Source organism: Paenibacillus xinjiangensis, assembly GCF_059686975.1.
Window position 1 is genome coordinate 1 of the sequence record NZ_JCAALS010000025.1, and the last position, 26,181, is coordinate 26,181.

General features: G+C 48.4%; 28 protein-coding genes, 1 tRNA gene and 2 rRNA genes. 21 read left to right on the top strand and 10 right to left on the bottom strand.

Annotation, left to right across the window (positions count from 1 at the left end):
- The 14 genes from AC6ESP_RS21930 to AC6ESP_RS21995 all read left to right on the top strand — a co-directional run.
- A 23S ribosomal RNA gene (locus AC6ESP_RS21930) occupies positions 1-108 on the top strand; the annotation flags it as partial.
- A 124-nt stretch (positions 109-232) separates the two neighbouring features.
- Positions 233-349 (top strand): 5S ribosomal RNA (rrf, locus tag AC6ESP_RS21935).
- Positions 350-491: 142 nt separating this feature from the next.
- Positions 492-1,673, top strand: coding sequence for a GNAT family N-acetyltransferase (locus tag AC6ESP_RS21940; RefSeq protein ID WP_497098872.1), 1,182 nt, complete (start codon positions 492-494; stop codon positions 1,671-1,673).
- 168 nt (positions 1,674-1,841) lie between these two features.
- Positions 1,842-3,299: an IMP dehydrogenase gene (gene guaB / locus AC6ESP_RS21945; protein ID WP_497098873.1), complete on the top strand. Its 1,458-nt coding sequence runs from the start codon at positions 1,842-1,844 to the stop codon at positions 3,297-3,299.
- Positions 3,300-3,479: 180 nt separating this feature from the next.
- Entirely contained in the window at positions 3,480-4,766 is a 1,287-nt protein-coding gene (locus AC6ESP_RS21950) for a D-alanyl-D-alanine carboxypeptidase family protein (RefSeq protein ID WP_497098964.1), read from the top strand.
- Positions 4,767-4,930: 164 nt separating this feature from the next.
- Positions 4,931-5,812 carry a pyridoxal 5'-phosphate synthase lyase subunit PdxS gene (gene pdxS, locus AC6ESP_RS21955; RefSeq protein WP_497098874.1) on the top strand — a complete coding sequence of 294 codons (882 nt, stop codon included), beginning with the start codon at positions 4,931-4,933 and terminating at the stop codon, positions 5,810-5,812.
- A gap of 29 nt (positions 5,813-5,841) precedes the next feature.
- A complete protein-coding gene (pdxT, locus tag AC6ESP_RS21960) occupies positions 5,842-6,426 on the top strand; it encodes a pyridoxal 5'-phosphate synthase glutaminase subunit PdxT (RefSeq protein WP_497098875.1) in 585 nt (194 codons plus the stop codon).
- 17 nt (positions 6,427-6,443) lie between these two features.
- A complete protein-coding gene (serS, locus tag AC6ESP_RS21965; protein ID WP_497098876.1) occupies positions 6,444-7,727 on the top strand; it encodes a serine--tRNA ligase in 1,284 nt (427 codons plus the stop codon).
- Between the two features lie 82 nt (positions 7,728-7,809).
- Positions 7,810-7,898 (top strand) — tRNA-Ser (locus tag AC6ESP_RS21970).
- Positions 7,899-8,130: 232 nt separating this feature from the next.
- On the top strand, positions 8,131-8,481 hold the full coding sequence (locus tag AC6ESP_RS21975; protein WP_497098877.1) for a hypothetical protein: 351 nt from the start codon (positions 8,131-8,133) through the stop codon (positions 8,479-8,481).
- 21 nt (positions 8,482-8,502) lie between these two features.
- A complete protein-coding gene (locus AC6ESP_RS21980) occupies positions 8,503-8,679 on the top strand; it encodes a hypothetical protein (RefSeq protein WP_497098878.1) in 177 nt (58 codons plus the stop codon).
- 26 nt (positions 8,680-8,705) lie between these two features.
- Complete coding sequence (locus AC6ESP_RS21985; RefSeq protein ID WP_497098879.1) at positions 8,706-8,855, top strand: small acid-soluble spore protein P; 150 nt, start codon at positions 8,706-8,708, stop codon at positions 8,853-8,855.
- 137 nt (positions 8,856-8,992) lie between these two features.
- Positions 8,993-10,045: a hypothetical protein gene (locus AC6ESP_RS21990; protein WP_497098880.1), complete on the top strand. Its 1,053-nt coding sequence runs from the start codon at positions 8,993-8,995 to the stop codon at positions 10,043-10,045.
- A gap of 145 nt (positions 10,046-10,190) precedes the next feature.
- A complete protein-coding gene (locus AC6ESP_RS21995; RefSeq protein ID WP_497098881.1) occupies positions 10,191-10,913 on the top strand; it encodes a DsbA family oxidoreductase in 723 nt (240 codons plus the stop codon).
- Between the two features lie 98 nt (positions 10,914-11,011).
- Here AC6ESP_RS21995 and AC6ESP_RS22000 read toward each other — a convergent pair whose 3' ends face one another.
- The 4 genes from AC6ESP_RS22000 to AC6ESP_RS22015 are packed head-to-tail and all read right to left on the bottom strand — an operon-like array spanning position 11,012 to position 15,343.
- Positions 11,012-11,767, bottom strand: coding sequence for a PHP-associated domain-containing protein (locus AC6ESP_RS22000; protein ID WP_497098882.1), 756 nt, complete (start codon positions 11,765-11,767; stop codon positions 11,012-11,014).
- Positions 11,768-11,800: 33 nt separating this feature from the next.
- Entirely contained in the window at positions 11,801-12,628 is an 828-nt protein-coding gene (locus AC6ESP_RS22005; RefSeq protein ID WP_497098883.1) for an energy-coupling factor transporter transmembrane component T family protein, read from the bottom strand.
- Positions 12,597-14,408, bottom strand: a complete 1,812-nt coding sequence (locus AC6ESP_RS22010) for an ABC transporter ATP-binding protein (RefSeq protein WP_497098884.1) — start codon at positions 14,406-14,408, stop codon at positions 12,597-12,599. Before AC6ESP_RS22010 ends, AC6ESP_RS22005 begins: the two co-directional genes overlap by 32 nt.
- A gap of 59 nt (positions 14,409-14,467) precedes the next feature.
- The gene (locus tag AC6ESP_RS22015) at positions 14,468-15,343 is read right to left on the bottom strand and encodes a DUF8171 family membrane protein (protein ID WP_497098885.1); all 876 of its coding nucleotides are present in this window, start codon (positions 15,341-15,343) and stop codon (positions 14,468-14,470) included.
- Between the two features lie 193 nt (positions 15,344-15,536).
- Here AC6ESP_RS22015 and AC6ESP_RS22020 point away from each other — a divergent pair, with 193 nt between their 5' ends.
- Positions 15,537-16,382 (top strand): MurR/RpiR family transcriptional regulator, encoded by an 846-nt coding sequence (locus tag AC6ESP_RS22020; protein WP_497098886.1) that lies wholly within the window; start codon positions 15,537-15,539, stop codon positions 16,380-16,382.
- 147 nt (positions 16,383-16,529) lie between these two features.
- The gene (locus AC6ESP_RS22025; protein WP_497098965.1) at positions 16,530-16,901 is read left to right on the top strand and encodes a NucA/NucB deoxyribonuclease domain-containing protein; all 372 of its coding nucleotides are present in this window, start codon (positions 16,530-16,532) and stop codon (positions 16,899-16,901) included.
- A 79-nt stretch (positions 16,902-16,980) separates the two neighbouring features.
- Here the strand turns inward: AC6ESP_RS22025 and AC6ESP_RS22030 are convergent, their stop codons facing one another.
- The 4 genes from AC6ESP_RS22030 to AC6ESP_RS22045 all read right to left on the bottom strand — a co-directional run bounded on the left by AC6ESP_RS22030 (position 16,981) and on the right by AC6ESP_RS22045 (position 19,619).
- Positions 16,981-17,283, bottom strand: a complete 303-nt coding sequence (locus AC6ESP_RS22030) for a LysM peptidoglycan-binding domain-containing protein (RefSeq protein ID WP_497098887.1) — start codon at positions 17,281-17,283, stop codon at positions 16,981-16,983.
- An 89-nt stretch (positions 17,284-17,372) separates the two neighbouring features.
- On the bottom strand, positions 17,373-17,594 hold the full coding sequence (locus AC6ESP_RS22035) for a helix-turn-helix domain-containing protein (protein WP_497098888.1): 222 nt from the start codon (positions 17,592-17,594) through the stop codon (positions 17,373-17,375).
- A gap of 10 nt (positions 17,595-17,604) precedes the next feature.
- Entirely contained in the window at positions 17,605-18,087 is a 483-nt protein-coding gene (locus AC6ESP_RS22040) for a DUF2975 domain-containing protein (protein WP_497098889.1), read from the bottom strand.
- A gap of 215 nt (positions 18,088-18,302) precedes the next feature.
- Positions 18,303-19,619: a nucleotide sugar dehydrogenase gene (locus tag AC6ESP_RS22045; protein WP_497098890.1), complete on the bottom strand. Its 1,317-nt coding sequence runs from the start codon at positions 19,617-19,619 to the stop codon at positions 18,303-18,305.
- A 124-nt stretch (positions 19,620-19,743) separates the two neighbouring features.
- On the opposite strand from AC6ESP_RS22045, the gene AC6ESP_RS22050 reads away from it, so the two are divergent.
- From AC6ESP_RS22050 to AC6ESP_RS22060, 3 genes are all read left to right on the top strand, one after another.
- Complete coding sequence (locus AC6ESP_RS22050; protein WP_497098891.1) at positions 19,744-20,541, top strand: glycosyltransferase family 2 protein; 798 nt, start codon at positions 19,744-19,746, stop codon at positions 20,539-20,541.
- 105 nt (positions 20,542-20,646) lie between these two features.
- Positions 20,647-21,414 carry a methionine ABC transporter ATP-binding protein gene (locus tag AC6ESP_RS22055; RefSeq protein ID WP_497098892.1) on the top strand — a complete coding sequence of 256 codons (768 nt, stop codon included), beginning with the start codon at positions 20,647-20,649 and terminating at the stop codon, positions 21,412-21,414.
- Positions 21,404-22,069: a methionine ABC transporter permease gene (locus tag AC6ESP_RS22060; protein ID WP_497098966.1), complete on the top strand. Its 666-nt coding sequence runs from the start codon at positions 21,404-21,406 to the stop codon at positions 22,067-22,069. The genes AC6ESP_RS22055 and AC6ESP_RS22060 overlap by 11 nt, the downstream gene beginning before the upstream one ends.
- Before the next feature lie 25 nt (positions 22,070-22,094).
- Here AC6ESP_RS22060 and AC6ESP_RS22065 read toward each other — a convergent pair whose 3' ends face one another.
- Entirely contained in the window at positions 22,095-22,910 is an 816-nt protein-coding gene (locus AC6ESP_RS22065) for a GNAT family N-acetyltransferase (RefSeq protein WP_497098893.1), read from the bottom strand.
- 126 nt (positions 22,911-23,036) lie between these two features.
- Entirely contained in the window at positions 23,037-23,657 is a 621-nt protein-coding gene (locus AC6ESP_RS22070) for an acetate uptake transporter (protein ID WP_497098894.1), read from the bottom strand.
- A 341-nt stretch (positions 23,658-23,998) separates the two neighbouring features.
- Between AC6ESP_RS22070 and AC6ESP_RS22075 the strand changes: the two genes are divergently transcribed.
- Both AC6ESP_RS22075 and AC6ESP_RS22080 read left to right on the top strand, forming a co-directional pair.
- Entirely contained in the window at positions 23,999-25,099 is a 1,101-nt protein-coding gene (locus AC6ESP_RS22075; protein ID WP_497098967.1) for an amidohydrolase/deacetylase family metallohydrolase, read from the top strand.
- A complete protein-coding gene (locus tag AC6ESP_RS22080; RefSeq protein ID WP_497098895.1) occupies positions 25,077-26,180 on the top strand; it encodes a DgaE family pyridoxal phosphate-dependent ammonia lyase in 1,104 nt (367 codons plus the stop codon). The genes AC6ESP_RS22075 and AC6ESP_RS22080 overlap by 23 nt, the downstream gene beginning before the upstream one ends.
- Position 26,181 lies beyond the last annotated feature (1 nt).

The window sequence follows — 26,181 nt, forward strand, 5'->3', positions numbered from 1 at the left end:
TTTCCCAATTAGTAAGACCCCTTGAAGACGACGAGGTTGATAGGTTCGGGGTGGAAGCGCAGCAATGCGTGCAGCTGACGAATACTAATCGGTCGAGGGCTTATCCTAAATTTACCCCACAAAGTGAAGCTTAGGCTTCCGGAGTATTCCGAATACTTTGCGGGGGCCCCAGAATCAGCTAAAGTAATTATTCTAATCTTTCGCATCCAGTTTTCAGCGTGCAAACGCTACGTTTGGTGGCGATGGCGGAGGTGAACCACGCGTTCCCATACCGAACACGACCGTTAAGCCCTTCAGCGCCGATGGTACTTGGACCGCAGGGTCCTGGGAGAGTAGGACGTCGCCAAGCACGAGAAGCCTGTCACATCATGTGACAGGCCTTTTTGTATTTTATTTTAGAGGGAGAATATGAATGCTTTAATTGCTTATAGTGAGCTATCTATGACATAATCTCTCTAGATTACAGTAAAGGTTGCGAGAGGTGGATAAGCATGAGTATTGAAATTCGACCATTAAATAACGATGAATTTTTGGAAAGCCTGGAATTATCGAAGTTTGCTTTTCAATATGAGGTTACATCTGAACAACTACAAGGAATACAGGAGCGTCAGGAGCAAGAACCTGCACAGCGTATCGGGGGCTTCTCGGATGGCAAGCTGGCAGCACAGCTAACTATTCTAGAGCTGCAAACCTATATCGGCGGTAAACCTTTTGCGATGGGAGGTATAGCTGGTGTAGCTACATGGCCGGAGTATCGAAGACAAGGTCTCGTATCGCAGCTGCTTAAGTATTCCTTACAGCAGATGAGAGAGAAGGGGCAGACTATATCCTATCTACATCCATTCGCAGTTGGATTCTATCGGAAGTTCGGATGGGAGCTCTTCACAGATAACAAAAAGTATAAGATCAATACGGCGCTTATGCCGGCAAGAACGAATTATAATGGAACTGTTGTAAGACAGCCAATAGATGATCCATTACTCTCTGAGCTGTATGATACCTATGCTAAGCAGTATAATGGACCATTAGTTAGAACAGAGACTTGGTGGAAATACCGGATCAAGAACTCGAAGAAGGGCCATGCTGCTGTCTACTATGGTGTAGACTCAGCTGCACAAGGCTATGTGTTCTACGAGGTTAAGAACAGAGTATTGCATATTCATGAGCTTGTCGCACTTACAGAGGAAGCTCGTCAGAGCTTATGGTCTTATATGGGTCAGCATGATTCTATGATCGATTATGCAGAGATTACGGTGTCAGCGGATGATCAATTAGCTTATTTACTTCCTAATCCTCGCATTCAAATAGAGATCCACCCTTACTTCATGGCTAGAATTGTCGATGCTGCTGCTTTCTTGGCTCAATATGGTTTCGTGCCAGGCAATGAGGAGACAATCGTTCTGAATATTAAGGATGAGCATGCGCCATGGAATAATGGAGCAATAGGTCTGCATATCGCTGCCGATGGCTCTGCCTCCGTTACAGCTGTTCAGAATAACGCAGCCGCAGAGGGTATAACCTTAAATATTGGAACATTATCTGCTCTATTATTAGGTTATCGCCGGCCTTCGGAGCTGTTCCGTTATGAAATGATAGCAGGTGATAGATCGGTGGTAGAGCGACTTGAATCTAGAATGGCGTATGCGAATCCGTTTCTCCCAGATTTCTTCTAATGCAATAATTGAAAAAATACAAGCCTCCCAGTAGTGGGAGGCTTTTCCTTATGGGCCTGTCGCGCAGTCTGATCGAGGTATGGGACAGCCTTGACAGCCCCTACCCCCTCTGATAATATTGCTAATAATATATATCAGAGGTACTAAATTTAAAGGAGGAACATACTCGTGTGGGAAACGAAATTCGCCAAGGAAGGCCTTACATTCGATGACGTGCTACTCATTCCACGGAAATCAGAAGTGCTGCCTCGAGAATCAGACATATCAACAAGACTTAGCGGGAGCATCAAGCTGAATATTCCGCTCATTAGTGCAGGGATGGACACGGTAACGGAATCGGCTTTGGCGATTGCTATAGCTCGTGAGGGCGGAATCGGCATTATTCACAAGAACATGTCGGTCGCACAGCAAGCGGAGGAAGTAGATCGTGTAAAACGTTCGGAAAGCGGCGTTATTACGAATCCTTTCTCGCTGACGCCAGATCATCATGTATATGACGCAGAAGAGCTTATGGGCAAATACCGCATATCAGGGGTTCCGATTGTTGATGCGAATAAGTCGCTAGTCGGTATTCTTACGAACCGTGACCTACGGTTTGTTCATGACTATTCGATCAAAATAAGCGAAGTAATGACCGTATCCGATCTGGTTACAGCGCCAGTAGGAACAACATTGGAAGAAGCAGAAGTTCTTCTCCAAAAGCACAAAATCGAGAAGCTTCCGCTTGTCGATGAGTCGAATATTCTTAAAGGCCTTATAACCATTAAAGATATCGAAAAAGCAATTCAATTCCCGAATGCAGCTAAAGACAAGCATGGCAGACTGCTATGCGGCGCTGCAGTAGGTATTGGCAAGGATACGGTAGATCGTGCCGAAGCGCTTGTCCAAGCAGGTATTGATGTTCTCGTAGTTGACTCAGCTCACGGACATCACATCAACATCATTGAAGCTGTCCGCAAGCTGCGTGCCAGCTACCCGGATCTGACTATCATTGCAGGTAACGTTGCAACAGGCGAGGCAACTCGCGATCTAATTGAAGCAGGCGCATCCGTCGTTAAAGTCGGTATTGGACCTGGCTCGATCTGTACAACACGCGTTATCGCAGGTATCGGTGTTCCACAAATTACTGCAATCTACGACTGCGCAGCTGTAGCTCGTGAATACAATGTGCCTGTTATTGCTGATGGCGGTATTAAATATTCTGGCGATATTACGAAAGCTATTGCTGCAGGAGCAAGTGCGATTATGATCGGCAGCTTGTTCGCAGGAACAGCAGAAAGCCCTGGCGAGACTGAAATCTTCCAAGGCCGCAGCTTCAAAGTATATCGTGGTATGGGCTCGCTTGGCGCTATGAAGGAAGGCAGTAAAGACCGTTACTTCCAAGAGAACGAGAACAAGCTCGTTCCGGAAGGTATCGAGGGCCGTGTTCCTTTCAAAGGGCCACTAGCTGATACTGTACACCAGCTTCTTGGCGGCCTTCGCTCAGGCATGGGCTATTGCGGTACTTCGAACCTTGAAGAGCTGAAGAATGATACACAGTTCATTCGCATCTCTGGATCAGGTCTTCGTGAGAGCCATCCGCATGATGTTCAAATTACGAAGGAAGCACCAAACTACTCGCTGTAATAACCCGACTAACGGGAAAGACGGCAGACAAGGACTAAGCGACTAGGTCGCTGATCCCTTGTCTGCTTTTTTTTGTGAGGAAAATGAAAGCTGTTCATGTCAGGTTTATCTCTCCCTCCCGCATGTGATACAATTAACACGACAAACTTACGGGGAAAAGGGGAGAAGACGTTGAAGGCAATGATTAGGCCGATGAGACTGCGTATGGCAGTGACGGCTTTTATGGCGGTATGGTTGGCGGTGTTCTCATTAGGCGGAAGCTATGTGAACGCAGCGGGGACAGCAGGCGGCGAATGGGTTACCAATTCTCTCGGTCTGGAAGTAAGCTCAGCGATATTGATTGACGCGGATTCTGGCCAAGTCTTATATGACGTCAATGCGGACGAGCCTCGGCCTCCGGCAAGTATGACGAAGCTAATGACAGAGTATATCGTTCTTGAAGAAATTTCGAAAAAAACGTTGGCTTGGGATCAAGTGATTACTGTAAGCGAAGAAGCAGCTTCTACACCGCCTGATGGTTCACAAATCTATTTGGCACAAGGTGACCAGCATACAGTAAAGGACTTATATATTGCTATGGCAGTAGGCTCTGCGAATGATGCAACAGTAGCACTGGCTTCCCATATTGGGGGCAGTGAGCAAGGCTTCGTGGAGAAAATGAATGAGACGGCTAAGGATCTTGGACTGAAGACGGCGCATTTCACAAGTGCAACAGGTCTGCTCGATACGACAGTTATCTCAGCACGTGACATGGCATTGCTAGCTCAGACTATTCTGAAGAAGCATCCGGAGTTCCTTGATTACTCCAAGCTTCAAGAATATAAGTTCCGTGAACGTGATGATAAAGCGATGACGAACTGGAACTGGATGCTCGGCTCGAATGCCAGCAATACTTATTTGCGCGCTTTTGCATATGAGGGCGTTGATGGTATGAAGACGGGCTATATCTCAGCCGCAGGCTATACCTTCACAGGTACCGTGAAACAAGGCGATACGAGATACATTAGTGTTGTTATGAATGCCAAGTCTAAGGAATCGCGATTCTACGAAACAGCGAAGATGTATAATTACGCCTTCAGCACGTTCGAGAAGAAATCCGTTATTGCTGCGAAATCCGTAGTGGAAACGATCGAATCGGTCAAAGTTAAGAAGGGCGTCGAGAAAACGGTGCCAGTCGTGACAGAATCAGACATTTCCTTTATGATCAAAAAAGGCGTGGAGCCTAAGATTGAAATGGTAAGCAGTGAATTGATGAAGCCAGAAGAACTCGTTGCACCAATTGCCGCTGGTCAGAAGGTTGGTACGGTAACGTATAAGTATACGAATGATGAAGGCATCGAAATGGATAAAACGATTAATCTAATCGCAGCTGAAGAAGTGGAGAAGGCAGGCTGGATTCGCCTGTCCTTCAGAGGCATCGGAAACTTTTTCACAGGGCTGTTCAATGGGATTGTTGATCTGTTCTAGACCGCTGCAAGAAGGCAAATCAAAGCTTGTCGATTGATAAGCCTTCCTGTAAAATAAGTGCTTAGAACAAGCGATGATAGATGAATTTATGATTAATATGAATAAGCGCAGCCAAGGTAGATGAGCCTATAGAGATGCGCTAAACTTTGAGGAGGATTTACAGCATGGAAACTGGAACTTCGCGTGTAAAACGTGGTATGGCAGAAATGCAAAAAGGCGGCGTCATCATGGACGTTATGAACGCCGAGCAAGCAAAGATTGCGGAAGCTGCTGGGGCAACGGCTGTTATGGCCCTTGAGCGCGTACCTTCCGATATTCGTGCTGCTGGCGGCGTAGCTCGTATGGCTGACCCGACGATTGTCGAGCAGGTAATGAAGGTTGTATCAATTCCGGTTATGGCGAAGGCACGTATCGGACATATTGTAGAAGCACGCGTACTCGAATCTATGGGCGTAGACTACATCGATGAGAGTGAAGTTCTTACTCCTGCTGATGAAGTATTCCATATTAGCAAGAATGACTTCACAATTCCATTCGTATGCGGCGCCAAAGACCTCGGTGAAGCTCTTCGTCGTATTCAAGAAGGTGCAGCTATGCTTCGTACGAAGGGTGAACCAGGAACAGGCAATATCGTAGAAGCTGTTCGTCACCTTCGTCTGATCAATGGCCAAATCCGCAAAATTCAAGGCTTGTCGAAGGACGAGCTCTATAATGAAGCAAAAGTTCTAGGCGTACCTTATGACCTGCTGCTTCAAGTGCATATCGATGGCAAGCTGCCAGTCGTTAACTTTGCTGCAGGCGGCGTAGCTACACCTTCTGACGCAGCTCTTATGATGGAGCTTGGTGCTGACGGCGTATTCGTAGGCTCCGGTATTTTCAAATCCGACAGCCCTGAGAAATTCGCTCGTGCTATCGTAGAGGCAACTACGCACTACCAAGATTACAAGCTGATCGCGGAAGTATCCAAGAACCTGGGTACACCAATGAAAGGCATTGAAATCTCCAAGCTTGCTGCTTCAGAGCGGATGCAAGACCGCGGTCTATAAGAGACGGCATATAGAAAGGCGTGTAAGCGATGAAGATAGGTGTACTAGCGCTTCAAGGCGCAGTTGCAGAGCATATACGAAGTTTGGAGGCGGCGGGCGCAGAAGCGCTCGCCGTTAAACGGATTGAACAGCTAGATGAGCTGGACGGGATCGTTATACCTGGTGGAGAGAGCACGACAATCGGCAAGCTTATGCGCAAGTATGGCTTTATCGACGCACTGCTCGATTTCTCTAAGCATGGCAAGCCATTGTTCGGAACATGTGCAGGGCTTATTGTGCTTGCTGATCGTATTGAAGGGCAAGAAGAAGCCCATCTGCGACTCATGAATATGATCGTGGCGCGTAATGCATTCGGTCGCCAACGCGAGAGCTTTGAGACAGATTTGGACATTCAAGGCATTGATCAACCGGTAAGAGCTGTATTCATTCGTGCGCCTCTCATCAAGGAAGTCGGTCAAGGTGTAGAGGTATTGTCTGTATACAACGGAGAAATTGTCACTGCAAGACAGGGGCATTTGCTTGCCTCATCCTTCCATCCGGAGTTAACCGATGATTACCGTCTTCATGCTTATTTCGTTGATATGGTGAAAGAAGCGGCAGCAAGCCGGTTATAGAGAGGGGTTCATAAGTCGTGTTAGATATAAAATGGCTAAGAAACGAATATGAGCAGGTGGAGCAGGCGCTGAACAATCGTGGCGCTTCGCTCGACCTGATTGCTGGTTTCACAGAAATAGACGTCAAGAGACGTGATTTGCTGCAAGAGACGGATCAGCTGAAAAACCGCCGTAATACCGTGTCACAAGAAGTGGCTAAGCTGAAAAAAACAGGCGGCGACGCGGATGCATTGATCGTTGAGATGCGTGAGGTTGGCGATCGGATCAAGGAGCTCGATGAGGAGATTCGTGCCATTGAAGCTCAGATAGAAGAGCTGACACTGGCTATTCCGAATATCCCTCATGAAAGTGTGCCTGTAGGCTCTTCGGAAGCTGACAATGTGGAGATTCGTCGTCATGGCGAGCAGACCAAGCTTGATTTCGAACCGAAGGCACACTGGGAGCTCGCTCAAGAGCTTAATATCCTTGATTTTGAACGTGCAGGCAAAGTTACAGGCTCTAGGTTCACTTTCTATAAAGGGCTGGGTGCGCGTCTGGAGAGAGCTCTAATCAGCTTCATGATGGATCTGCATAGCGATCAGCACGGGTATGAGGAAATACTACCTCCATACATCGTGAATCGCGACAGCTTGATTGGAACAGGCCAGCTGCCGAAGTTCGAAGAGGATCTGTTCAAAATTGCGGATTCCGATTACTTCTTGATTCCGACTGCTGAGGTTCCCGTTACGAACCTGCACCGGGAAGAGATTCTGTCCTTAAGTGATCTTCCTAAGCATTATGTGGCATACAGCTCTTGCTTCCGTTCAGAAGCAGGTGCAGCAGGCCGTGATACGCGCGGTTTGATCCGTCAGCATCAATTCAATAAGGTTGAGCTGATCAAGCTGGCGAAGCCGGAGGATTCCTATGAAGAGCTGGAGAAAATGACCGCAAATGCGGAAAAAGTATTGCAGCTGCTCGGACTTCCTTACCGTGTGCTTGCGCTGTGTACGGGTGATATGGGCTTCACAGCTGCGAAGACCTATGATCTAGAAGTATGGCTGCCAAGCGCAGATACGTACCGTGAGATATCATCCTGCTCGAACGTAGAGGACTTCCAAGCGCGCCGTGCTGGTATCCGATTCCGTAGGGATACGAAGAGCAAGCCAGAGTTCGTTCATACGCTTAATGGATCAGGTCTTGCGGTCGGACGTACGTTCGCTGCTATTCTAGAAAATTATCAGCAAGCAGACGGAACTATTGTTATTCCTGAAGTTCTTCGTCCATATATGGGCGGAATTTCGGTCATTGGTCCGCGCGCTTAATTTTTTTTGGCAGAGGATCAAAAAAAGGTTGCATCTTTTTTTGATCCTGTGCTATAATAACACTTGTGCTGATTTAGTTCTTGGAGAGGTACCGAAGCGGTCATAACGGGGCGGTCTTGAAAACCGTTAGGGGGCAACTCCACGTGGGTTCGAATCCCACCCTCTCCGCCACTAACTTATAACCGACAACGTCTGGGATAACATCCTAGACGTTTTTTTGTGTGTAAAATTAATAACATGTGGATAAGTAGGCTCATTTTTCACTGTTTTTGGGGATAATAACTTATAAAATGTTAATAACGGGGATTCAATGTGGATATAACTGTGGATAAGTAGGATAGATTTGGCCGCATAAATCGAATAACGTTGCCGCATCTTATAAGAGGTGGAGGTGCTTTATCATATGGCCAAAGAAGATGACGAGCTTCAAATCGATCAACAGCAGCTTGTAGAGGCTTGGCAGCGGACACTGCCGGACTGGATTAAGGAAGCGGACAAATGTGAAGTTGTAGGCGATGAATCGGAATCAAGCGCTCTGCGCGTAACGATTCAGACAGCAGGACGTCAAGCGTATTCCTTCGACTTCAAGGTGCAGTATGTGGATAGCCGAGAAGTAAGGGTAGAGCTTATCGACGTTGAGAAGGATGGCTTGCATGTGGATGAACGAGGAGATATCATCCAACAGCTTGTCGAGGACTATACCCGGCACTTGCACGAATGCGTACAAGCGCTGCATCAGTTAACGCACGCCTAGCTAAGGGAGGGCATAAGAACGATGACCAGAGCAAAGGGATCACTTGATAAAAACCTATCAAACGTGATTGATGAGCTGGCGGAGACGCCAGTGAACAGCCATCATGCACAGCAGATTCAGCAGGATGCGAATGATCGCAGCCATCAGGATGATATGAATCATGATAAGAAGATCGATATGAAGAACCAGCAAAGCTGAACTTGCTAGAAGGAGGAGGGTTAGCCATGGGTAAACCAAGCAGCATTCCCGTACCAGAGGCAGAAGGAAATCAGAACAAGAAGAGCAAGCGGCATAATCAGTCTCAAGAGCCGCTGTCTGGCTCCAAGAAGACCAAGCAGCATAATCATACACCGCACTTAAACCCTGAAGGATAATAATAGCCACTACTATTGCATACAAAATCCCGTATCCGTCCTTCGGTTACGGGATTTTTGGTGTGTGGCTTCTAAATCCAATAGAGGTGTTATAAAATGGAGGTGCTGTGTAGAACAATAAGGGGGGACTAAGACGAATGAAAAGGTTGCAACGAATAACAGTGCTACTGCTCACTGCCGTTCTTATTGTAATTGCTGGCTGCAGCTCAGGCACACCGCCGAAGGAAGCGCTGCAGGATGCTATGACTCGAATGATGGATGCGGACTCTTACTCAGCTACTATAGCCTTTGGAATCGATGAGCTCGAGCTCGCGGCAGATGCCTCGCAGCAGCAAGGATTGTTATCAATGCCAGCAATCGCAGGGATGCTGAAGGGTGCCGTTATGAATGTGAATGCCGTATACCAGAAGGAACCCATGCGCACGGATATGGAGCTCAGTATCGTTCTATCCGGACTTACCATAACGATTCCAATGATTCTGAGCGAGCAGAAGCTATATGTACAGGTGCCTAATATTCCATTGCTGCCGCTGCCAGAGAACCTTATCGGCAAATACATGGAGATTGATATAGAAGCGCTCGCCGCTCAGCAGGATGCACCTGCATCGCTTGATGCTGCTGTACTGCAGCAGTTCGCCCAAGAAATAGGCGTGGTATTCTTGAAGCATTTTGACGAAAAAGCATACTTTAGCAATGTAAAAGTGGAGGATGCGGGCTTGCCGGAGAGTATCACCGCAGATCAAGTTGTGAAATTCTCTGTTGATGAGAGCGGCTATCAGCAATCGGTGGAAATGATCGTGACTAAGCTCCTGCCAGAGCTGATTGATGTACTAGCCTCGAATGAGGCCTACCTCCAATCAGCCCAGAAGAGCCAAGAGGATATTGAACAGATGAAGACTGACCTGGAGAAGAACCAAGCCGACATCATAGCTACGCTGGAGAATGATGTGAAGGTGAATGAGCTCTCTGTTGTAGGAGCCATCAAGGATAAGCTTCTCGTGTATCAAGCAGGGAAGTTCAATGTACAGTATACAGATAAAGACAGTGGGCAGGCCTCTAAGCTCGGGTTCCACTTCGACGTAGCGTACAGCGACATCAACAAAGCTCCTTCATTCAAGACTGAGCCGCCTACCGATACGATCAAGCTGGAGGACCTGACGAAGCAGCTCCAATTGCCAGTCGGGCTATAGTCTGCAGCATATCAGAAAGAATGGCCCTTCACTCGGTCTGCCGAGGGTTGAGGGTTCTTTTGTACAGGACAGGTAAAATGATGAACTTGCTTTAGAATATAAAGTATATTACTATTAATAAGATAAACAGGAAGGTTGGTGTCTTATGAAAATAGAAGTATGGTCGGACTTTGCATGTCCCTTCTGCTATATTGGAAAACGTCGGCTGGAGGGTGCGCTTGAGCAGTTCGCTCACGGCGATGAGATAGAAGTTGAATTCCGCAGCTTCGAGCTTGATCCGAGCGCAAGCCGTGAAGTCGATTATGATGTACATGATATGCTGTCTAAGAAGTATGGGATGACCCGGGAGCAAGCGGTTTCCAACAATGTGAGCTTAACCGAGCAAGCTAGAACACTCGGCCTTGATTATCATATGGATACAATCAAGCTGACCAATACATTCGATGCGCATCGCTTGACGCATTTCGCAGCGCAGTATGGGAAGCGGGAAGAGATGGCAGAGCGTCTGCTCAAGGCATACTTCACTGACTCCAAGCATATTGGCAATCAAGAGACGTTAGCGGATTTGGCGGCAGAGATCGGACTTGATCGTGATGCAGCTATGAAGGCGCTTGAAGATGCTGCTTATGCTGAGGAAGTTCGTGCAGATGAGGAGGAAGCGGGTCAGCTTGGCGTGAGGGGTGTACCGTTCTTCGTTATTGACCGTAAATATGCGGTATCTGGCGCTCAGCAGAGTGATGTGTTCCTCGGGGCCATTCAGAAGGCTTGGGAAGAGCAGCAGCCCTTCACCGTTATTGGTGATGAAGGCGATGCAGCGGATGCTGCGTGTGCCGATGGTGTCTGTGCACCAACTCCAACTAAACCTTAACCATAGGAAGAAGCTTGCGGCTAATGTGCCGCAAGCTTTTTTGTGGAGGTTTCCGTGGAGCCTTGCAGGAATGGAGCAGTAAATCCGTCAGTCCGTCGTTAGGCCACGCCTAAGGACTGCTTAAGCAGCTCTTTCATCATTTGTGCGGCCTTCACCTTCACATGAAGACATGGTGATATCTCGAGCTGATAGGCACCCGACAGCAGGGCAAGACGCAGCTGCTCAGCGGTATCGCAATCCTGATCCAGGCGATTCATCACACTTCCGAATTGAAGCGGCTGATGGGAATCGCTGCCGGCGAATACAGGCAGCCCCACCTGCTCTGCAAGCTCTCGAACCCGGTCTGCCATAGAGATTCCGGCAGCATGCAGGTCCTTGGCGTTGAGGTCTAATCCATCAAGGCGTCCAAGCAGCTCGCTCGGGTGGTGAATAAGCGGTGTGCTCTCACGCAGCGGATGAGCGCCAATACGTACGCCAGGCATGTTCTCCGTCCGATCAAGAAGCTGCTCGAAAGGAATGAATTCCCTCTTCTGCGAGAAGGGCTCCAGCTCGGTACGAAGCTCGCGAATCCAGTGGCGGTTGCCGATCACAAGAATATGCCCGGTTTCCTTCACGTCAATCTCCATGCCGGAGAATACCTTCAGTCCTTCAACCACGTAATGATCACCGACATAGTCGAAGTTATGATCCAGCTGGTCGATCATATCGAAGAACCGATGGGTGTTGAAATGCTCGGTAAGCGCAATGGCATCAAGTCCGTTATCCTTCGCTTCACGTGCCATAGATAAAAAATAATCGAGTGAAAACTCCGTTTTTTTGGATAGCTTTCCATGAGTGTGCAGGTCAATGTTCATGCAGATATTCCATCTCCGTTCATTCAGCAGATATTATAATACGATGTAATTGCCAGCGGTAAATAACCCAATAATATAGAGCAGTGAAACCGTTAGAAAAACATAATCAAGCGGGCGAATACGCAAGTAGGCGAGCTTTAGCCGTTTCGCATCCGGACTCACTAGGGCATAAGTGAAGCCCTTCACCTCGAGAGCTTCGACGGTGGTTCGCGTCCGCTTCGCGGTGTTGAGTATGAGGGGGTAAAAAGCAAACACAGCAATCTTCATCATATAGACGATAGCCCGCCAGTGCAGGAGGCCTCTACGCAGCGGAGCGCGTCCGCGCAAGCGGAAGGAATGAATGAGGTTATGATATTCCTCAATTAAGATTGGCAGCATACGGTAGCCATAGGATACACCGAAGCTGAATTGTCCAGGCATGCCTAGACTAAGCAGAGCGTCACTCAGCTTCTCCGGGTCCATACTGTTAAATACAGCGATACTGGCTAGCGAGATGATAAGCAGCTTCAGCGTTAAGGTCATTAATGGCCATACACCCTCGAGGCTGCCTCCGAATAGGAGGGAAACGATCAGAATATAACTGATCTCGCTCACAAGGCCGATTCCAAGGATGAGAAGGACAAGCGGGCTCACCTTGGAGGTTAGCGTTAGGACGACCATCGGTATGAGCAGGCCAATCAGTACCGCTTGGTTGTGAATGAACCAAGGGATGACGGCGAAAAAGGAATACCACACCAGCAGGATACGGGGATCAAATCGAGAGAGCAGAGTCGATTGTCGTCCGAATGCTGTTCGCATCAGCTCGATCTTGATCTGCTCGACGCTTAGTTTATCCAGCAGGCTTTGTTTCAGAGTTTCCAAGGCTGTATTCCTCCTCTTGAATGCTTGTAGCGCTCGTGCTGGCTATGCCTGCGAACCGGCTAGTGAACTCCTCGACAGACAAGCAGGGTGGACGCATGCCAAGCTGGACGCTGAGCTGTGTAATCTGTGGTGAGATAAGACCAGCTTGCTCCAGCAGGGAGACGCGGCTGAATAGTGTTCTGACGTCAGTATCGAGCGCAATTTGACCATTATGCATCACGATGACACGGTTCGCCCATTCCGCGACCAGCTGCATATCGTGCGTGGCGATAACAACGGTACGCACCCGATCCTTCAGCTTGGACAGCATCGCTGTCATCTCGCGTCTGCTGGAGGCATCGAGGCTGGCAGTTGGCTCATCCAGCAGCATAACGGTCGGACGCATAGCCAGCCCGATGGCTAACGTTGCTCTGCGCTGCTGCCCGCCGCTTAAGAGACGGCCATCCCTCCCTTGAAGCTTGGTCAGATGAAGACGCTCCATAATCTCATCTATGAACGGCTGGCGGTCTGCGATCTGGCGCGCCTTCAGGAAATACTCCACATCCTTGCGGATGGTATCTTCAATGAACATTTCCTCAGGGTTCTGGTAAATGTACGAGACATAGTCAGACAGATGCTCCGGTGCGGTGGTTCGCGTGTTATATCCGCATACATCAATCTGCCCCTCGCTTGGCCTGCGGATGCCGGAAATTAGCTTCAGCAGTGTAGATTTGCCTGCACCGTTGTTGCCGACCAAGGCAATCCTCTCCCCTTCATGCAGGGTCAAGCTGATGTCCCGCAGAACGGGATGCTTCTGCCTTGTTATCGTCTTATAGGCATAGGAGACATTGCGGAAGTCGATGACGGGCGCTGGCTGCTCCTTGCCTTGATCAGCTTGCGAAGAGGTCGAGTATGGCTGATCCAGAGTGAAGTCGGTATGGCCTTGCTTCTGGGCGGTGTCTATGCTGTCTCTGAAATAGGTTACGGCCTCAGCTATCGTAACCGGATACAGCCTTGGAGCGGGCTGGCGAGCGTCAGCCGCCTTCGTCTGTGCTTCCATATCCCGTACGGCTAGTGTCACCTGCGGAGGCAGAATATGAAGGGATTCCAGCTCCTCTACCGCAGATAGTGCTTCCTGAGTCGGCTTCACAGAACGAATGCTGCCACTGTCCATCAAGATGACCCTGCTGCAATAATCCGCTATGAATTCGGTATGGTGCTCAATCACGATAATCGTCTTGCCATGCTGCTCATTCAACAGCTTCAGCTTGTCGTAGATTAACCGAGCATGGTAAGGATCGAGCTGGGCTACCGGCTCGTCAACGATAATGATGTCTGGATCAAGCGACAGAGCACCGGCAAGTGCGGTCAAATGCTTCTGGCCGCCGCTTAGCTGCCAGATCCATTGATCCTTTAAGTGTTCCATATCAAGCATCGCAAGTGCGCGGCTTCCCCTGTCCCGATAATCGGGATATCCGTAATTAAGTGGAGCGAAGATAACCTCATCGTAGACAGTAGGGCGTACGAGCTGATTCTCGAAGTCTTGAAACACATAGGCGGTCTTACGAGATAAGGAGGCAACTGATTCCGCTTCTGCGCTTAGTCCAGCGATCGAGATCTGACCTGTCAGATCTCCAACATAATAATTCGGGATAAGCCCATTCAAGCATTTGCATAAGGTGGATTTGCCGCTCCCGTTCGTTCCTGCGATTGCTATGAATTCACCGCGCTCAATAGTCAGATTAATCTGCTTAAGAGAGGGCGATTCCGCTCCGGGGTAGGTGAAGCTGACGTCTGACATTTGGATAATCGGAGCTTCTAGCTGCCTGCTAAGTAGAGAGCTCCTTGCTGAGGAAGTGCTCACAGCTTAGCTCCCCCAGCGGTCTTGCCAGAACGGCTGCGTACGGCATAGATAATAGTAGCAGCAAGCACTAGAGCAGCTGCGCCTACACTCACCCACATGAAGCCGCTCCCGTATTGCTCAATGAACTCAGGCTCCCATACGGCAAAGTTAATGTCGGATTCAGACAAGAATTCGGCAATGACACCGACAAATACGAACAGAATCGATACGATGAGCAGGCGTGGTGTAACGAGCTGTCCCCAGGATACAGCTACACGGCTGTCACGCGGCTTCATGCCGAGCAGTGGTTCGATTTTGCCATATAGACGGGGTACAAGATAAAGAGTTGGCAGCAGAGTGAAGAAGATACCCGTAACGACCATCGCATTAAGGAAGCCTAGTCCCTCAATAAGGAGAATGCTCTCAGGGATGCCCTGCACCGCTTCAAGCTCCTCAATACCGAACCAGACCTTACTCATGTCGACGATTGCACCCAGCATCTGATCGATGCCCACGGCCGTGAAGGAAGCGATTGCGAGCTGCTTGCGGTTGCGTGGATCTTTGACCATCAGTCCAGCTATGTACATGGCTAGCGAGAATTCGATGAATTTCTCCAGCTCGCCAAGCCCGCCGAATTGACCGAGCAGCAGCTCACCGAAGATGACTTCTCCGAATGCGGCTCCAATAGCCGCATACAGCGGGTGAAAGAGCACGCAGAGGGTCAACGGGATAAAAGCAAAATACTCCACCTTGATTTCAATCGGGCCAAGCTTGAGCTCGGGGATGAGCTCGGAGAACATGTTCGATATTCCGTATAATGACATCGACAGGATGAACACCATTAGCTTCTGAGATTGCGTTAACTCGTATCGGCGCTTAAGCGCTGAGACCATTGTAATTCCTCCCTATTATTGGCTTCTCACTCAATATAGGGATCAATTGTTATCGGACAGTTAAGGTATTATATATATTGTGTAAAAAAATACATTTTTATTTAACATGAAAGAAAACTTTCATTTAATTGCATGAACAGCTATAATAAAGGAAGCATTAATAGCCTAGTCAACAGAAGAAGGAGCAACCACAATGGCAACATTTCCGTTCGAGATGGATACCCAGCGCATGTCGAAGAGTCAGCAGGTGATAGCCAATTATGTAGCTGGAGCATTGAACCAAATCCCGTTTTGCACCGAGGAGGATATTGCAGAGGCTGTTGGTGTAAGTACGGCAACCGTATCTCGGTTCTGGCGCTTCATAGGCTTCGATAATCTGAAAGCGTTCAAGAAGCATCTGCAGGAGAACGAACATGCCACACCCGCCGGGAAAATGCAGCATATCATCCGCAAAGTAGGTTCCGAGGAAGCCGATGTGATGGGGGAGATGGTAACCATCGCGCACTCTAATCTGGCGATAACGTCTGAACGATTGGATCGTGCCCACTTCGCTAGTGCGGTGGAAGCTCTCCATCAGGCAAATACGGTGTATGTATATGGTACGGGAGCGGCATCCTGCTTAACGGAGCTCTTAAGCTTCAGGCTAAGCCGAATAGGGCTTAGAATTGTGGTGATGGCTGGCAGTGGTCGTCAACTGCTGGAGACGCTTGCCCTTGCTGGCGCACAGGATGTCGTCCTTCTCTTCGGCTTCGTCAAGCGTTCACCAGAGCTGACCGTTCTGCTCGACCATGCTGCGCATGCAGGCTACACAACGCTTCTCGTTACAGATCTGCTCGTATCCGACATGCTCACCCAAAGCGATATCGTCCTTCAGCTAGATAGAGGCGAGATTGAAGGCTTTCATTCGATGACGGCACCAATCGCATTAGTGGAAGCACTCATCGTCGGCGTCACGAAGCTGCGAGGCAGCCGGGCCTTCGAGCAGCTCGATAAGCTAAGCGGTCTAAGAAGGCAGTATGCTTCATTGCTTCCGAAGTAAATCATTAGGTAGAATAGAATAGGATAGTATAGTGAACGAACATCAGGGGGAAACGTACAGTTGAGTCGGAAACGGAAAAAGAAATCGAAAAACAGTTTTTTAGCAGCCGTCCTTATTGCTCTATTCGTCATCTTCATTGCGCCCAGGCTGGATTTGCTGAAGGAGAGCCCCTCATCGTCGGAGACGACAGTGGGCAGCGATTACACGATCTATGTCCCGTCTGACCGCTACCCAGAGACAGCCAAGCATATTGAGGATGCCATTGCAGCCGGCGAGTCAGCGATATGCACGATTGATCGGGAAGGCGCAGAGGATAACCGGAAGGCATCTCTTAAGGATATTCCTACGAAAAAAGGATTTGATCGCGACGAATGGCCGATGGCCATGTGCGCGGAGGGCGGTGAAGGTGCTGATATTGCCTACATAACACCATCTGATAACCGCGGAGCGGGGGCCTGGGTCAGCAATCAGCTGGAGGAATGGCCAGATGGAACGAGAGTGGAGTTCAAGATCGAATAACTAACCCTACAATGAAAAGCAGGAGCAGCTGCCGCAGCAGACTGCTCCGTTCTTATGCTTACCGAGGCGGACCTCTACTCTAGGATTGCTGCTCCAGACGATCTACGCGCCTGCGGAGGCGATCAAATTGATTGTTCAACTGTTCTACTTGACGCTCCAAGCGCGTCACCCTTCGTTCTAGGTTATCCGGTCCGGGCGGGCTAGGAGGGAACGGTGGACCAGGCGGGAACGGCGGGCCGGGTATAGGGATGTACAACGTTAATCCGACATAAATATAGTTCGGGTTCGTCAAGCCGTTCGCTTGCATAATGGCTTGAACGGACGTGCCGAATCTCGAGGCGATCGACCAAAGGGTATCTCCGGGTCGTACCACATAATTCATGAAATATTCCTCCCGATAAATAAGTCTTTACCGAGATAGTGTATGTGCCTAAGGTTTTTATTGATTGAGGCTAATGCCTATTTCAGATGTTAATCTTGAGCGTCCCCGTTATTGCTGTATTCAAGAATATCTCCAGGCTGACATTCCAAAGCCTTGCAAATCGCCTCTAAAGTGGATAATCGAATCGCTTTGGCCTTACCGTTCTTCAATATAGACAGATTAGCCATCGTTATTCCAACCCTCTCCGAAAGCTCAGTAACACTCATTTTCCTTTTAGCCAGCATCACATCAATGTTAATAATAATTGCCATGTTATTCACCTCAGACGATTAAGTCATTTTCTGATTTAATATCAATAGCTTCTTGTAAAAGTTTCTGAAGAACAGCAGCGAAGACTGCAATCACCATAGAAGCAAAAATAATGATTAATCCGAGTACGATAACCCCAGGGGCGTCGTCTTTTTCTCCAATGAGATAAAAGAGCGGCATGCCTGCTGCAATCAAGATACTGATTGTGATTGCACAGTTTTTGATCGCCTTTAAGGCTTTTACAGATAAATCCGAGAAAGCTATATTCTTATCAATATAGCTTAAGAGCTTAAAGGATTGATACAGAGCAATGTAAAAAGGAATCGCTGATGCATACAAATCGATATAAATAAGAAATTTCAAGTAAGCCATATCCGGATACAATTCTACTGCGAAATTTGCTATCTCAGGCACCACAAATACGCACAAAGCAAGAACTGGAATTCCAATAAGAATAACAGCCAGCTTTAAAAAGAGTGTTGTTCCACGTTTCATAAAAAAGCACCTCACTTGTATATTGTCAATTGACTTTACCATGAATTTTATTGTTTTACAATAAAATTTTGTTTTATTGTATTATATTATTATTGTTATGGAAAAATCCCTGATCCTAACAAAGACACCCTTTCGGAAGCATCATTGGCTCCCATGCGGGTTTGCCCAATGTCTACTTAAAAGGGTGTGCTTCAAGGTCATTATTTAATAAATAATTATTGCTTCAATCCGCTTCCCAGACCTACTAGCTTCGCTGTTCCATTAGGGGTGATTAGCGTATTGCGTGTATCGAATATAAACCGGCTATGCTCGGCAATGAATGAAGCGGGCATCTGATCATGGTCGGTGCAAATCAGGATACAGTCTGCCTGTTGGAGCTGCTCCTCAGTGAGGGGGACGCTGTGCAGCTCCGTTCCATCCTCTAGCTTCAAGGATGGTGCGAAGGGATCATGATAGCTGACAGTAGCGCCTCTCTCCAGAAGCTTATGAAGAATTGGCAGGGCTGCGGATTCTCGCAGATCTGCGATGTTCTTCTTGTAGGTAACGCCATATACAAGAATAGAGGCTCCAGACAAGGGCCTCTGATCGGGCAGATGGGCTTGCAGCTTGTCGACGATGTAGGAGGGCATCGATTCATTGATCTCCTGAGATAGCGTAATGAAGCGGCTGGAGCTGCCGAACTGTGCGGCTTTCCATTGCAAGTAGAGCGGGTCGACTGGAATGCAATGCCCTCCGATTCCCGGTCCAGGGTAGAAGGCGCTGTAGCCATAGGGCTTCGTCGCTGCGGCCCTGATGACCTCCCATACATTCACACCTATTGTGTCGCATAGCTGTGCGAATTCGTTCATGAACGAGATATTAATGAACCGGAACGTATTCTCCAGCAGCTTCGTCGTCTCGGCAACCTCTGGAGAAGAGACTGCAATGACGTGCAGGAATACCTGCTCGTACAGTCGGTGTACAAGGCTCTGGCAAGTAACCGTTATGCCGCTCACTACTTTTGGAATTTCGCTGAGAGCGAGCTGATGGTTGCCAGGGTCAATCCGCTCAGGCGAATAAGCGAGGAACAGCTGGCGACCGATGGATAGGCCGCTTTTTTCCAAGATGGGCTGAACGACCTCTCTAGTCGTACCTGGATAAGTGGAGCTCTCGATAACGATAAGCTGACCGGATCTCAGAAGTGGATAGAGCTGCTCACAAGTATGGGTTAAGAAGCTTAAGTCCGGGCTATTGTCCGTGGATAATGGCGTTGGCACGCATATGATAATCGTATCGGAATCCACTAAAGCCGAGTAGTCTGTCGACACTTGCAATTTGCCTGATGAGACCGCATTTGCTACGACATCATCCTGAATATCCTGAACGTAGCTTCGCCCGCTCTGAATTGTCGTTATTTTGCTCTGATCATAATCAACACCGATGATGTCGAACCCGCTGTGCAGGAATGTGATCGACAGTGGCAGTCCGACAAAGCCGAGGCCGATAATGCCAACCTTGCCGTGTCCGTTATGAGCCGAGTATCCTTCCTTCATATAATATTCCTCCCTATCAAACATGCTGCTATATTCTATTAAAATATTAAGAAATGTGAGATTTGAGCACGACCGATGCCTAGTGCCGCATGTCCATTTTCATAGAAGGAGAGGAGAGCCTACCGTGGATCTTCGAGAACAAAGAGGTGTCACTATCATTGCCCCGACTATTAGACCAGAGTTCATTCGCCATATCTTCCGCAATTATGCTCGCCAGAAATGGCAGACCAAAGAATTAATTATTATTATTAACAAGAATAATGTCAGTATAGAGCCCTACAGGAAGCTCGCGCAGCAATACCCGAACGTTAGAGTATTCAGACAGCCGGGGAGCAAAAAGCTCGGCGCTTGTCTGAATTACGCCATTGCCAGAGCCAAATATAAATACATCGCCAAGTTTGACGATGATGATTATTATGCACCCAGCTATATACCAGAAGCGATGGCAACGTTCACGAAAGCTAGAGCCGATGTCGTTGGTAAACGCGCTTGTTTCTTCTATTTCCCGCATCGCTCCTTATTGCTGAAGCGCATAAGTCCCATTCGACCATACAGAAGATGCAAGCGGATAGCTGGTGCTACAATCATGTTCCATAAGCGCGTGTTCCGTAAGGTAAAATTTTCTACGAATGTGCGGCAGGGCTCTGATGTCCGCTTTGTCGCGGCATGTGTAAGAAAGGGCTTCCGCATCTATACGACCTCTACGTACAATTTCGCGGCATTCCGCAGAGCTAATCGCAAATCTCATACGTGGAAAATAAGCGATAAGCAGCTGCTAAGAGGGAAGAATGCACGAAAGATTAAGACGAAGCATTTTCAGGGACATGTGAATCGATCCTTGGATCAATTAAAGGGAATTAAGCATTTCAAGCGTTCGCGAATCATAAAGCGGCCTGACGACCATATACGTTATGGTGTATAGCCGCATGACAAGCCAGCTTTCTGCATGCAGAAGGCTGGCTTGTCTCGTGTCGTCCGCAAAAAAATGGTATTCTAAGCTTAAACGTTGAAGGATAGGAGTACACCAATGATTCGGTTGCAGGAAGTGAGCAAAATCTATAGAGATGGAGCCAATGAAGTGCAGGCCGTGAAGCCTACCTCATTGGAAGTAAAGAAAGGTGAGATTCAAGGTATTATTGGATTCAGCGGGGCTGGCAAATCGACTTTGCTTCGAATGGCTAATCTGCTGGAGAAGCCTACTGGCGGTGAGGTCTATATAGATGGACAAGAGCTGACGAAGCTGTCTGCCAAGGAGCTGCGTGAGGCTAGACGCTCGATTGGAATGATCTTTCAGCACTTCAATCTGCTTAGTAATGAGACATGCTCGGCCAACATTGAATTCGTGCTGAAGGCAGCAGGTGTGGCGGTTAATGAACGTAAGAAGCGGGTGAAGGAATGCCTCGATATCGTTGGATTATCAGATAAAGCGAATCAATATCCCGCACAGCTCAGTGGTGGGCAGAAGCAGCGGGTAGCGATCGCCAGAGCACTGGCGAACCATCCGAAAGTGCTGTTATGCGATGAGCCAACCTCTGCGCTGGACCCGATTACGACCCTGTCTATATTGGAGTTTCTGGAGCGAATAAATCAGGAGCTGGATGTCACGATTCTACTCGTCACGCATGAGATTAACGTCGTGAAGCGATTATGCCATCAAGTTGCAATCATGGATAGTGGAAGCATCATTGAGCGGATTGATCTACGAGCAGCCGATGTAGTGCCGACTACTCCGCTTGCGAAGTTCCTCTTCGACACATCGAATGGCTGGAGCAAGGAGACTCAGCATCATGGATAGTATTCTTGCGCTTATGCCAGAGATTATGAAGTCGATTCAGCAGACCTTCATTATGGTGTCCATATCGGTGACTAGCGCGGTTCTAATTGGGATGCCGATCGGTCTTATTTTGTTCTTATTCGCTCCCGGTAATTTCTATGAGAATCGGTATTTGTACAGCAGTATGAATTATATCGTCAATCTAGTGAGATCCTTTCCTTTTATCATTCTCATTGTTGCGTTGATCCCGTTCACTAGGTTTGTTACTGGCACGACCATAGGACCTATCCCAGCTGCTGTATCGCTGTCCGTGGCAGCGATTCCTTTCTATGCCAGACTAGTGGAGCAGAGTCTTCGGGATGTGCCTAAGGGAGTGATCGAGGCTGCGGTAGCCTCGGGAGCGTCGCTGCGGCATCTCATATTCGGCGTATTGCTCTCGGAAGCAAGACCTGGCTTAGTATCTGGTCTGACGGTTACAATCATTAGCTTCATCTCGTATTCAGCTGCTGCGGGTACAGTCGGCGGTGGTGGCATCGGAGATTTAGCGATCCGTTATGGGTATCAGCGGTTTGATACGAGCATTATGATTGCTTGTATCATCTTGCTGCTCGTTCTGGTGCAGATCGTGCAGCTGCTCGGAACGTGGTTAGCCAATAAGTTGGATAAGCGAAAATAAGTGGGCTGGACAGGCAGGAACTCTCCTATTCTTGGGATGGCTCCTGTTTTTCGTGTGCTGGAATGGCTGAGAAATGCTTTAATACCATACAAGGGACTAGGCCAAGTGACTGAGCTAGTGCGATAGAGCCTACATTCGTATCTAGAACATGATAGCGTGGAGTAAGCTGTCTGCTGCTCAAATACTGAAGAGCCGAACGAACGGTTCTTTTGGCTAGACCACGTCCTCTCATGGGCTCTATAGTATGAACAGCACCTATTTCCCATATGTCTTTATAATTGTGGAATGCCAGGGCTGTGCTTACGGGTTGACCCTCTTCAAATATGGTGAAGGATACAGCCCCACGATGGAAATATTGCTCGACCTCTTGCTTGCTATAGCCGTTGCTAGCCCACAATGGGATAATCCTCTCCTCTAGCGAATGATGGATTTGAACCTCCGGATCTACATGCAGAGCCTCCTCTTCCTGAGAAGGTGAAGTATAGGAGCAGAAGGTTCGCTGTTTCTCTAACCTATAGAAATCAGCAAGTCGAATACAGCTGTATTCTCGATGAAGCTTGAAGATGAAACGGGAGTGAGGGGGCAGTCCTTCGAGCAGCTGGAGGAAGATCGAATCCTTGGTGTAGTCTACAAAAACAATATAATCAGCATTCGGGTACATGGCTGTATCGTAAGGAGCGGCAGATACGGGCAGCAGCATTACGAAGCCCCAATGATGAGGCTGCTCCTCTATTAGATAGCTGATCATCCTGTTGCGATACGAATCAATCATTTTGAGCAGCGTAATGCTGCCTAGAGCATCTTCCTTCAGATAAGATATAATTTTGGACAGTTGATCCACAAGCGGGCACCTCATTCCTTATTTGTTTCGTATAAAAATACTATATTATGAATATTTATTCAATATGCAATAAGAAAAACCGCCCATGCTGACCGGCGCATGAGGCGGTTAATTCGTTGGATTTGATTACTTATGGTCTTTAAATACGCCGAATGGAGCGCCAACTGGAAGAAATACTCGTCCGAAATGGGTATTCAGCACAGATGCGCCTGCGCCATACAGGGATAATAATCCGATGCACAGCTCTGCATAGGCAGCGATAGAGTGGAAGATTGCTGGTGCACCGAAAGCATCGAAGCTTAAGCCTAGGAATAAGAAATCAATCAGGACGAAAATAAAGAACAACACTTTATTCGTCTCCATTGCTCCAATAGTCATGAACAGGGTGAATACGAGGTAACCTGCGAAGGCGAAGCCTAGCTGCTTCCCATCGACGCCCTCTGCCAGAGTTGTTCCAAATACGCCGAGCTTAATCAGCCAGCTGGCACCCATTGAGAACCAGAAGAAAGCATAGGCACCGAAAGCAGTCATGCCGAATGTATTATTATGTTTGCCATCTTGGATACTAGCGAATAGTTGGGCGAACGCCCCGAGAAAGATTGCCCAAGGAAGGACTAAGCTGTAGCCAGACGTAATGCCAAGCTTCTCTGATGAGGCAACCAATGTAACCATAGCCAAGCCAAATAAACCAATCGCGCTCGGATCGGCTGTAACGATTTTAACAGTAGAAAGGGATTCCTTTTGCATTTGAGCCTCCAAAGTCTTTGTTAGTAACAGAATCCGCCGGGTCCGGAAACACACTTGTCATATTGTAACCGAATCGACCTATTAAGGAAAGCGGCTGGCCACTAGAAAATATGATCAATGACCGCATTGGATAATCTAGGTGATTATGGATAAATAATTGCGCTTTCAAACATTATAACGTTATATTTACTTAGACGGATTGCTGTGTTATTCTAATAGCGTTGGTGAGCAAGCCAGCTGGCATATTTGATTATAAATGAACGCAATATAGGTAAGTTGGTATGACATTTCGGGCATTCATTGCTTCAGTTGATTCGTCAGAGAGGTGAGTTCAGGTGCAGATGCAAGAGAGATTCGTGCTGCGTCATGTGAAGCGCGTAACAGAGGAAGCCGTCGACATCGTTATAGAGAATGGAATGATTGCTGAGATCACGGAGGCAGGGGCTGCTGTTGGAGACGATGGATTCGACGGCTCAGGGCTGTATGTGTCCAGCGGCTGGATTGATATGCATGTGCATGCCTTCCCTGCATTCGATCCTTATGGGGATGAAATAGACGAGATTGGTGTGAAGCAAGGGGTAACAACCATCGTCGATGCAGGAAGCTGCGGCGCGGACCGGATTGCAGAGCTGCTCTCTAGCGCAGAGGCGGCTGCGACTAACGTATACGCCTTCCTCAATATTTCACGTATTGGTCTTGCGAGAGTAGACGAGCTGTCCCAATTGGAATGGTTGGATAGGGAGAAGGCTATTCGAGCCGTTCATGACTATTCAGACCGCATTGTTGGCTTGAAGGCACGGATAAGCAGCAGTGTAGTGAAGGATAGTGGAATCGAGCCGCTCCGGATTGCGAGGCAGCTATCGAAGGCTACATCGCTCCCGCTTATGGTGCATATCGGCTCGGCTCCTCCTCGAATTGAAGAGGTTCTGGAGCTGCTAGAGGATCGGGATATCATTACTCATTATTTAAATGGAAAACCAAATAATCTATTCGATGCAGCGGGCAAGCCGCTTAAGGAGCTGCTGGCAGCCATTCATAGAGGGGTCCATCTCGATGTCGGTCATGGGACAGCAAGCTTCTCGTTCAAGGTGGCAGAAGCTGCAAGCCGGGCTGGTGTTCGTCCAGATACGATTAGCACCGATATCTATCGGGGCAATCGGATGAACGGGCCGGTATACAGCATGGCGAACGTATTAACGAAGTTCCTCTATTTGGGCTACAGCTTGGAGGAAGTGATCGCCGCCGTTACTACTCATGCAGCCAGCTGGCTGAATAAGCCAGAGCTTGGACGTATACAAGTGGGGGATGCTGCCCACCTCTCATTGTTCCACGTGAAGCAAAGCGCGATTACGTTAACGGATTCTGATGGAGAGAAGCGGGTGGCAGACCGCTATATTGAGGCACAAGGAGCGATTGTCAATGGATCATTCATTAAATGCTAAATACGGATTGAAGCGGGTTATTAATGCGAGTGGACGAATGAGTATTCTCGGTGTATCCGCACCTACGAATACAGTCATGGACGCGATGAAGCAAGGCGGACAGCAGTATGTGGAGATTGCCGATCTTGTTGATAAAGCAGGCAATTACATTGCGGGGATACTCGGATCGGAAGCTGCCGCAGTGGTCAATTCTGCTTCGAGCGGTATTGCGCTTTCTGTTGCGGCAATCGTGACGGAGGGAAACCGCCGGGCAAGCGAGAGGCTTCATCAAGACCCGATTGCGCGTAATGAGATCATTATGCTGAAGGGGCATAATGTCCAATATGGCGCACCTGTGGAGACGATGGTCTATCTGGGTGGAGGGAAAGTGGTGGAGGTCGGCTACGCGAACGAAGGACGCAAGGAGCATATTGAAGACGCCATTTCCGCGAATACGGCAGCCATTCTCTATGTGAAGTCCCATCACTGCGTGCAGAAGAACATGATCTCTGTAGAGGAAGCGTGGGAAATCGCACAGCGCCGCAGTATTCCGCTTATCGTTGACGCGGCGGCTGAGGAGGATATTCGCAAATATGTGAAATACTCCGATCTTGCCATCTATAGCGGCTCCAAGGCGATTGAAGGACCGACTTCAGGCATCGTGGGCGGCAAGCGCCGCTACATCGATTGGCTGAAGGTACAGCTTCATGCCAGCGGGCGAAGCATGAAGGTGGGCAAGGAGACAACCTTCGGACTGCTGCAGGCATTGGATGAATATATGGTGAAGGAAGATAATAGCGAGCAGGAGAAAGCTTCACTTCAGGCACTTGAATCCTTATCCGAGTTGTCTGGCGTTCGGGTATCAGTAGTACAGGATGAAGCAGGCAGAGCGATCTATCGCGGCCGCATTGCTATTGATCCGCAGAAGGCCGGAGTTACTGCTAAGGAAGTGAATGATCAGTTAAGAGAGGGAGACATTGCGGTATATACTCGCGATTATGGCGTGCGCCAAGGATATTTCGATATTGATCCTCGTCCTCTGCTTGGAGACGATATTGAGGTTATTGCAGCAAGAATACGTGAAATCATAGGAGGCAACTAAC

Bases quoted from the DNA above. Each gene is read 5' to 3' on its own strand.
- AC6ESP_RS21940 (WP_497098872.1), top strand. From the start codon at position 492: ATGAGTATTGAAATTCGACCATTAAATAACGATGAATTTTTGGAAAGC.
- AC6ESP_RS21950 (WP_497098964.1), top strand. From the start codon at position 3,480: ATGATTAGGCCGATGAGACTGCGTATGGCAGTGACGGCTTTTATGGCG.
- pdxS (WP_497098874.1), top strand. From the start codon at position 4,931: ATGGAAACTGGAACTTCGCGTGTAAAACGTGGTATGGCAGAAATGCAA.
- pdxT (WP_497098875.1), top strand. From the start codon at position 5,842: ATGAAGATAGGTGTACTAGCGCTTCAAGGCGCAGTTGCAGAGCATATA.
- AC6ESP_RS21975 (WP_497098877.1), top strand. From the start codon at position 8,131: ATGGCCAAAGAAGATGACGAGCTTCAAATCGATCAACAGCAGCTTGTA.
- AC6ESP_RS21980 (WP_497098878.1), top strand. From the start codon at position 8,503: ATGACCAGAGCAAAGGGATCACTTGATAAAAACCTATCAAACGTGATT.
- AC6ESP_RS21985 (WP_497098879.1), top strand. From the start codon at position 8,706: ATGGGTAAACCAAGCAGCATTCCCGTACCAGAGGCAGAAGGAAATCAG.
- AC6ESP_RS21990 (WP_497098880.1), top strand. From the start codon at position 8,993: ATGAAAAGGTTGCAACGAATAACAGTGCTACTGCTCACTGCCGTTCTT.
- AC6ESP_RS21995 (WP_497098881.1), top strand. From the start codon at position 10,191: ATGAAAATAGAAGTATGGTCGGACTTTGCATGTCCCTTCTGCTATATT.
- AC6ESP_RS22000 (WP_497098882.1), bottom strand. From the start codon at position 11,767: ATGAACATTGACCTGCACACTCATGGAAAGCTATCCAAAAAAACGGAG.
- AC6ESP_RS22010 (WP_497098884.1), bottom strand. From the start codon at position 14,408: ATGTCAGACGTCAGCTTCACCTACCCCGGAGCGGAATCGCCCTCTCTT.
- AC6ESP_RS22015 (WP_497098885.1), bottom strand. From the start codon at position 15,343: ATGGTCTCAGCGCTTAAGCGCCGATACGAGTTAACGCAATCTCAGAAG.
- AC6ESP_RS22020 (WP_497098886.1), top strand. From the start codon at position 15,537: ATGGCAACATTTCCGTTCGAGATGGATACCCAGCGCATGTCGAAGAGT.
- AC6ESP_RS22030 (WP_497098887.1), bottom strand. From the start codon at position 17,283: ATGAATTATGTGGTACGACCCGGAGATACCCTTTGGTCGATCGCCTCG.
- AC6ESP_RS22035 (WP_497098888.1), bottom strand. From the start codon at position 17,594: ATGGCAATTATTATTAACATTGATGTGATGCTGGCTAAAAGGAAAATG.
- AC6ESP_RS22040 (WP_497098889.1), bottom strand. From the start codon at position 18,087: ATGAAACGTGGAACAACACTCTTTTTAAAGCTGGCTGTTATTCTTATT.
- AC6ESP_RS22045 (WP_497098890.1), bottom strand. From the start codon at position 19,619: ATGAAGGAAGGATACTCGGCTCATAACGGACACGGCAAGGTTGGCATT.
- AC6ESP_RS22055 (WP_497098892.1), top strand. From the start codon at position 20,647: ATGATTCGGTTGCAGGAAGTGAGCAAAATCTATAGAGATGGAGCCAAT.
- AC6ESP_RS22070 (WP_497098894.1), bottom strand. From the start codon at position 23,657: ATGCAAAAGGAATCCCTTTCTACTGTTAAAATCGTTACAGCCGATCCG.
- AC6ESP_RS22075 (WP_497098967.1), top strand. From the start codon at position 23,999: ATGCAAGAGAGATTCGTGCTGCGTCATGTGAAGCGCGTAACAGAGGAA.
- AC6ESP_RS22080 (WP_497098895.1), top strand. From the start codon at position 25,077: ATGGATCATTCATTAAATGCTAAATACGGATTGAAGCGGGTTATTAAT.